This is a genomic window from Diaphorobacter sp. B2A2W2, from assembly GCF_056730635.1.
The window spans coordinates 78,998-85,565 of record NZ_JBWZOR010000014.1; the positions used below are offsets into that span (position 1 = coordinate 78,998).

At 70.6% G+C, this 6,568-nt stretch carries 6 protein-coding genes; 5 read left to right on the forward strand and 1 reads right to left on the reverse strand.

What is annotated here, in order from left to right:
- Positions 1–45: 45 nt before the first annotated feature.
- The gene (gene nrdD / locus AC1PPL_RS18195; protein WP_011803556.1) at positions 46–237 is read left to right on the forward strand and encodes an anaerobic ribonucleoside-triphosphate reductase; all 192 of its coding nucleotides are present in this window, start codon (positions 46–48) and stop codon (positions 235–237) included.
- Entirely contained in the window at positions 227–913 is a 687-nt protein-coding gene (locus tag AC1PPL_RS18200; RefSeq protein WP_479973863.1) for an anaerobic ribonucleoside-triphosphate reductase activating protein, read from the forward strand. The genes nrdD and AC1PPL_RS18200 overlap by 11 nt, the downstream gene beginning before the upstream one ends.
- Here AC1PPL_RS18200 and recQ read toward each other — a convergent pair whose 3' ends face one another.
- Positions 914–2,785: a DNA helicase RecQ gene (recQ, locus tag AC1PPL_RS18205; RefSeq protein WP_479973864.1), complete on the reverse strand. Its 1,872-nt coding sequence runs from the start codon at positions 2,783–2,785 to the stop codon at positions 914–916. It abuts the gene before it with no gap.
- A 163-nt stretch (positions 2,786–2,948) separates the two neighbouring features.
- On the opposite strand from recQ, the gene AC1PPL_RS18210 reads away from it, so the two are divergent.
- From AC1PPL_RS18210 to AC1PPL_RS18220, 3 genes are all read left to right on the forward strand, one after another.
- Positions 2,949–3,983: a homocysteine S-methyltransferase family protein gene (locus AC1PPL_RS18210; protein ID WP_012655210.1), complete on the forward strand. Its 1,035-nt coding sequence runs from the start codon at positions 2,949–2,951 to the stop codon at positions 3,981–3,983.
- 47 nt (positions 3,984–4,030) lie between these two features.
- Positions 4,031–4,693 carry a hypothetical protein gene (locus AC1PPL_RS18215; protein ID WP_012655209.1) on the forward strand — a complete coding sequence of 221 codons (663 nt, stop codon included), beginning with the start codon at positions 4,031–4,033 and terminating at the stop codon, positions 4,691–4,693.
- Positions 4,694–4,845: 152 nt separating this feature from the next.
- A complete protein-coding gene (locus tag AC1PPL_RS18220) occupies positions 4,846–6,501 on the forward strand; it encodes an isovaleryl-CoA dehydrogenase (RefSeq protein WP_479973865.1) in 1,656 nt (551 codons plus the stop codon).
- Positions 6,502–6,568 lie beyond the last annotated feature (67 nt).

Sequence of the window (6,568 nt, forward strand, 5' to 3'; positions counted from 1 at the left end):
GCTATTGTTTTTGAAGTTCTTCCACCACCAACCCAGGAGTTTGTCATGACCCACTTTTCCGCCACCGAGAACACCGCCCTGGCCACCGCCGTGCAGCTGACCGACGCCGAGCGCCAGCCCTGCGAGGTCTGGACGCGCGTCATGGGCTACCACCGCCCCGTAGCCAGCTTCAACACCGGCAAGCAGGGCGAACATAACGAACGCCAGTTCTTCGCCGAGCCGGGCCGTGCCTGCTAGGACCAGCCACACCGCCGCCGAGGCGCTGCGCATCGGTGGCATCACGCCGCTGACCACCATCGACTTTCCGGGCAGGCTGGCCGCCGTGGTGTTCTGCCAGGGCTGCCCCTGGCGCTGCGGCTATTGCCACAACGCCGGGCTGCTGGACGCGGCCGCACCCGCGCCGCACCGCTGGAGCGAAGTGGAGCAACTGCTGCACACGCGCCGCGGCCTGCTGGACGGCGTGGTGTTCTCGGGCGGCGAGCCCACGCTGCAGGCCGCCCTGCCCGACGCCCTCGCGCGCGTACGCGCCCTGGGCTTTGCCACCGGCCTGCACACGGCCGGCATGTACCCCGAGCGGCTGCAGGCCCTGTTGCCGCTGCTGGACTGGGTGGGCCTGGACATCAAGGGGCCGCCGGCACATTACGACGCCATCACCCGCACGCCGGGCAGTGGCGACCGCGCCTGGGAGTCGCTGCGCTGCGTGCAGGCCAGCGGTGTGGATTACGAGTGCCGCACCACCTGGCACGCGGGACTGTTCGACACGGCGGCCCTGCAGGCGCTGGCCGAAGACCTGGCCGCACAAGGCGTGCGCCAATGGGTGCTGCAGGAATGCAGCACGCCCGCCAGCGTGCCCTGGGCCCGGACGGCGCCGCCCACGCAGTGGCCGCTGCCCACCAGCCTGCGGTGCGCCTGATCAGCCGGCCGCGGCCCCGGCGCCGCACACCCGCAGCACTTCGGCGCCGTACGCCTCCAGCTTTTTCGCACCCATGCCGCTGATGCCCTGCAGATCCTCCAGCGTGGACGGGTTGCGCTCGGCAATGGCGGCCAGCGTGGCGTCGTGGAAGATCACGTAGGCCGGCAGGTTGTGCTCGCGCGCCACCTCGGCGCGCCAGGCCTTGAGGTTGATGAAGCGCACCTGGGCGTCCTGTCCCAGGTTGGCCGCTGCCACCGGCGGGGCGCTGGCGCGGCGCGGCTTCTTCGGCCCGGCTGCGGCCGTGGTTTCGCGCAGCAGCACGCTCTGTTCGCCGCGCAGCACGGGGCGCGATCCCTCGGTCAGCGCCAGCGTGTCAAAGCTGTGGCCGCCCTCGGTCGTGACCTTGTGCAGCCCCACGGCGCCGGCGGCCAGCAACTGGCGCAGCACGCCGCGCAGCTGCGCCTCGGAATACTGTGCGCCCAGGCCGAAGGTGGAGAGTTTTTCATGGCCGAACTGCTGGACCTTGTCCGTGGCCTTGCCGCGCAGGATGTCCATGATGTGGCCCGTGCCGAAGGTCAGGCCGCTGGCCTCGTGCACACGGTAGATGGTGGACAGGAGCTTGCGCGCGGCATCCGTGCCGTCCCACACGGCCGGCGGGTTCAGGCAGTTGTCGCAATTGCCACAGGGTTCGGACGCCTCGCCGAAGTAGCCCAGCAGCCGCACGCGCCGGCAGTCCGTGGCCTCGGCCAGGGCCAGCAGCGCATCCAGCTTGCCGCGCATCACGGCCTTGAACTCTTCGCCTGCAGGGCTCTCGTCGATCATGCGGCGCTGGTTCACCACGTCCTGCAGGCCGTAGGCCATCCAGGCGTCGGCGTTCAGCCCATCGCGGCCCGCGCGGCCGGTTTCCTGGTAATAGCCTTCAATGTTCTTGGGCATGTCCACATGGGCCACAAAGCGCACGTCGGGCTTGTCGATGCCCATGCCGAAGGCGATGGTGGCCACCATCACGATGCCGTCCTCGCGCAGGAAGCGGTCCTGGTTCTGCTGGCGCACCTCGGCGGGCAGGCCCGCGTGGTAGGGCAGCGCCGTCAGGCCCGCATCGCACAGCGCCTGGGCCAGTTCCTCCACGCGCTTGCGGGACTGGCAATAGACCACGCCGGCCTCGCCCAGGTGCTCGCGGTCGATGAAGCGCATGAGCTGCGTGAGCGGCTCCTTCTTTTCCTCGATGCGGTAACGGATGTTGGGCCGGTCGAAGCTGCTGACGAACTGCCGCGCCTGCTGCAGCCGCAGGCCCTGCACGATGTCCTCGCGCGTGAGCGCGTCCGCCGTGGCCGTGAGGGCAATGCGCGGCACGCCCGCATAGCGCTCGTGCAGCACCGCGAGCTGGCGGTACTCGGGCCGGAAGTCGTGGCCCCACTGGCTCACGCAGTGCGCCTCGTCGATGGCGAACAGCCCGAGCTGCCCGCGCGCATGCAGACCGTCCAGCAGCATGAGAAAGCGGTCGGTGGTCACGCGCTCGGGCGCGGCGTACAGCAGCGTGATCTCGCCGCGCGCCAGGCGCCGCTCCACGTCCTGCGTCTGCTGCCAGTCCAGCGTGGAGTTGAGGAAGGCCGCCTCCACCCCCGCCTCGTGCAGCGCACCCACCTGGTCGTGCATCAACGCAATGAGCGGCGAGACCACCACCGTCACGCCCAGCCCCGCATCGCGCCGCACGATGGCCGGCACCTGGTAGCACAGGCTCTTGCCGCCGCCCGTGGGCATCAGCACCAGCGCGTCGCCGCCGGCGATCACATGGTCAATGATGGCCTGCTGCGGGCCACGGAACTGCTCGAAGCCAAAGACGTCGTGCAGGACGAAATGCGCGGGGGACAAACCGGTGGACTCTCTTTTTGATAGCTGTCAGCGCTTATTGGATAAGCGCTAGAGGCACTTTTGGCCTATAAAACGCGGCCATGCGGAGGGCCCCACCATGGCGCAAAGCCCGTTATTGTGCGCCCGCCACCGCGGGCGGCGCCGGCTTCCTACAATCGGCCCCATGACCCTGCCCCACTACACCCGCGCGCAAGCGCTGCCCGCCATCCTGGAACAACGCATCGCCATCCTCGACGGCGCCATGGGCACGATGATCCAGCGCTTCAAGCTGACCGAGGCGCAGTACCGGGGCGAGCGCTTCAAGGACTTTGCGCGCGACGTGAAGGGCAACAACGAGCTGCTGAGCCTCACGCGCCCCGACGTGATCCGCGACATCCATGAAGGGTATCTCGCGGCCGGCGCCGATCTGATCGAGACCAACACCTTCGGCGCGACCTCGATCGCGCAGGACGACTATGGGCTAGCCGAGCTGGCCTACGAGATGAACCTGGAGAGCGCCAAGCTCGCGCGCGCGGCCTGCGACAAATTCAGCACGCCCGACAAGCCGCGCTTCGTCGCCGGCGCCCTCGGCCCCACGCCCAAGACGGCCAGCATCAGCCCCGACGTGAACGACCCCGGCGCGCGCAACATCACCTTCGAGCAACTGCGCGCGGCCTACCACGAGCAGGCGCGCGGCCTGATCGAGGGCGGCGCCGACGTGCTGCTGGTCGAGACCATCTTCGACACGCTGAACGCCAAGGCCGCGCTGTTCGCCATCGACGAGGTGTTCGAGGAAACCGGCGAGTGCCTGCCCATCATGATCAGCGGCACGGTGACGGATGCGTCCGGCCGCATCCTCTCGGGCCAGACGGTGACGGCTTTCTGGCACAGCGTGCGCCACGCGCGGCCGCTGTCCATCGGCCTGAACTGCGCGCTGGGCGCGGCGCTGATGCGCCCCTACATCCAGGAGCTCAACCGCGCCGCGCCCGACACCTTCATCAGTTGCTACCCCAACGCCGGCCTGCCCAACCCGATGAGCGACACGGGTTTCGACGAGACGCCCGAGGTCACCAGCCGCCTGGTGCACGAATTCGCCGCCGAGGGCCTGGTCAACATCGTGGGCGGCTGCTGCGGCACCACGCCGGACCACATCGGCGCCATTGCGCGCGCCGTGGCGCCGGTGGGTACGCGCCGGCTGTTCCAGACCGAAGCCGCCTAGAGCGCACGCCGCATGCGCCCAGCCACCGACTGAGAGGACCCGGCGACATGCAACCTAGCCCCCGCACTTCTTTCCCGGCAACTCCCCGCCGGGCCACCGCCACGCTGGCCCTGTGCGTGGCCGCGTGCCTTGCCGTCACCGGCTGCGCCACGCCACCCCCGCCCCCGGTGGCGCCCGACCCCGCCCTCGATGCGCGCGCCCGTTACGACGCCGACCTGCAGGACTGCCGCGACCGCGCGCAGCAGGTGGGCGTGCTCAGCGAGACGCTGGACGCCGTGGTCCAGGGCGCGCTGGTGGCGGCGTTTCTCGCCTGGGGACTCGGGCGCAGCGACACCGGCGTGCGCGACTGGGCTCTCACGGGCGGCGCACTCGCGGGCGGCTCGCAGGGACTGCAGGCGCTGGAGCGGCGGCGCCAGCTGGTCGCGCACTGCATGGCCGTGCGGGGCCACCGCATCAGCCCGCTGGCAGTGGCCGGGCCGCAGCCGGGCGCCGCGCCGTCCGTGCCCGTGGCACCGGCGGCGCCGCCGCGCCCCTCGGGCGCCGATGCCTACAGCGCCGAGCGCCTGGCACGCGAGCAAGCCTGCCATGCCCAGCCCGTGGCCGCGCTCGCCGCCAAGGGGCCGGGCTTTGAGACCTACAGCGTGCCGTGCAGCAACGGCGACGCGCTGGCGATCCGCTGCGAGTTCGGCAACTGCCGCGTGCTGCGCTGAGAGAACTCCTGTTTTCATAGCTGTTCGCGCTTGCCAGTTGGGCGCTATGGGCCTATTTGGCTTTGAACGTCGCCCTCTTTCGCGCTCACCCTCTTACCCGGACGGCGCAAGGCTCCTAGACTGGTCCCACGACAACACGGAGGCCACGCACCATGGACTGGACCACCCACCAGGTCTTCAACCAATACCCCGAGCTGAACGACTACCACCCGCTGGCCACCGACGCAGCGCTGTGCGAGGCGCTGGAGCGTGCGGGCGCCCACTGGGCGCGCCCGGCGCTCGACGCCTACGCCGCACGGCTGGGCATGGCCGAGACCTACGCCCTGGCCGACCAGGCCAACCGCCACACGCCGCAGTTGCAGCGCTTTGACACGCGCGGGCGGCGCATCGACGCGCTGGAGTTCCACCCCGCGTGGCACCAGCTCCTGGCGCTGTACCGCGGCGAGGGGCTGATCTCCCGGCCCTTCCAGGACGAGCGACCGGGCCGCTGGGCCGCATGGGCGGCGGGCTTTTACCTGCACGGCCAGGTGGAACAGGGCACGCTGTGCCCCGCCACGATGACGCAGGCCGCCATCCCGCTGCTGCGCAAGGAGCCCGCGCTGTGGCAGTCGCTACAGTCCCGGCTCTACAGCACCGCCTACGACCCGCGCGACCTGCCCGTGGCGGACAAGGCCAGCATCTGGCTGGGCATGGGCATGACCGAGAAGCAGGGCGGATCGGACGTGCGCGCCAACACCACCGTGGCGACACCCATCGGCACGGGCGGGCGCGGCGGCGAATACCGGCTGCGCGGACACAAGTGGTTCTTCTCGGCGCCTCAGTGCGATGCGCACCTGGTGGTGGCGCGCACCGGCGAGGGCGGCCCGTTCGCCTGCTTCTACGTGCCGCGCTGGCGCCCGGACGGCAGCCGCAACGCCGTGCGTGTGCAGCGCCTGAAGGACAAGGTGGGCAACCGCAGCAACGCCAGCAGCGAGGTGGAGTTCGAGGACGCCTGGGGCCTGCTCATGGGCGAGGAAGGCCGGGGCATCCCCACCATCATCGAGATGGCCAGCTACACGCGCCTGAACTGCGTGGTGGGCAGCGCCGCCATCCTGCGCCAGGCCACCGTGCAGGCCATCCATTACGCGCGCCGGCGCCACGCCTTCGGCAAGGCCCTGGCCGAGCAGCCGTTGATGCGCGCGGTGCTGGCCGACCTGGCGCTGGAGAGCGAGGCCGCGCTGCACCTGGCCATGCGCCTGGCCCAGGCGTACGAGGACGACAGCACGCCCGCCCAGCGTGCCTGGAAGCGCGTGATGACGCCCGCCGCCAAGTTCTGGGTCTGCAAGCGCGCGGTGGAGCTGACCGGCGAGACCATGGAGGTGCTGGGCGGTAACGGCTACGTGGAGGACGGCGTGATGGCGCGCCTGTTCCGCGAGGCGCCTGTCAACTCCATCTGGGAGGGCTCGGGCAACGTGATGTGCCTGGACGTGCTGCGCGCCCTGCAGCGCGAGCCCGAGGCCGCACACGCTTTGCTGACCGAGCTGCACGCCGCGGCGCAGGGCGAGCCGCGCATTGCCGCCGCCGCACGCGAGCTGCAGGCCCTGTTGGCCGCACCGGCTGAGCAGTTGGAAGGCCTGGGCCGCGTGCTGACCCAGCGCCTGGTGCTGCTGGCCCAGGCCTGCCTGCTGCGCCAGCAGGCCCCCGCGGCCGTGGCCGATGCGTTCATCGCCACGCGGCTGGCGGACAGCGGGGCCGGCCGCGTGGCGGGCGCCATTGACACACGCGGTCTGGATGTGGCGGCGGTTCTGGCGCGCGCATTTCCGGGATAGTGGACGGGTCTTCAGAGCAAAAACGGCTTCTAGCGCTCGTCCACCAAGCGCGACCAGCTATTTTTAC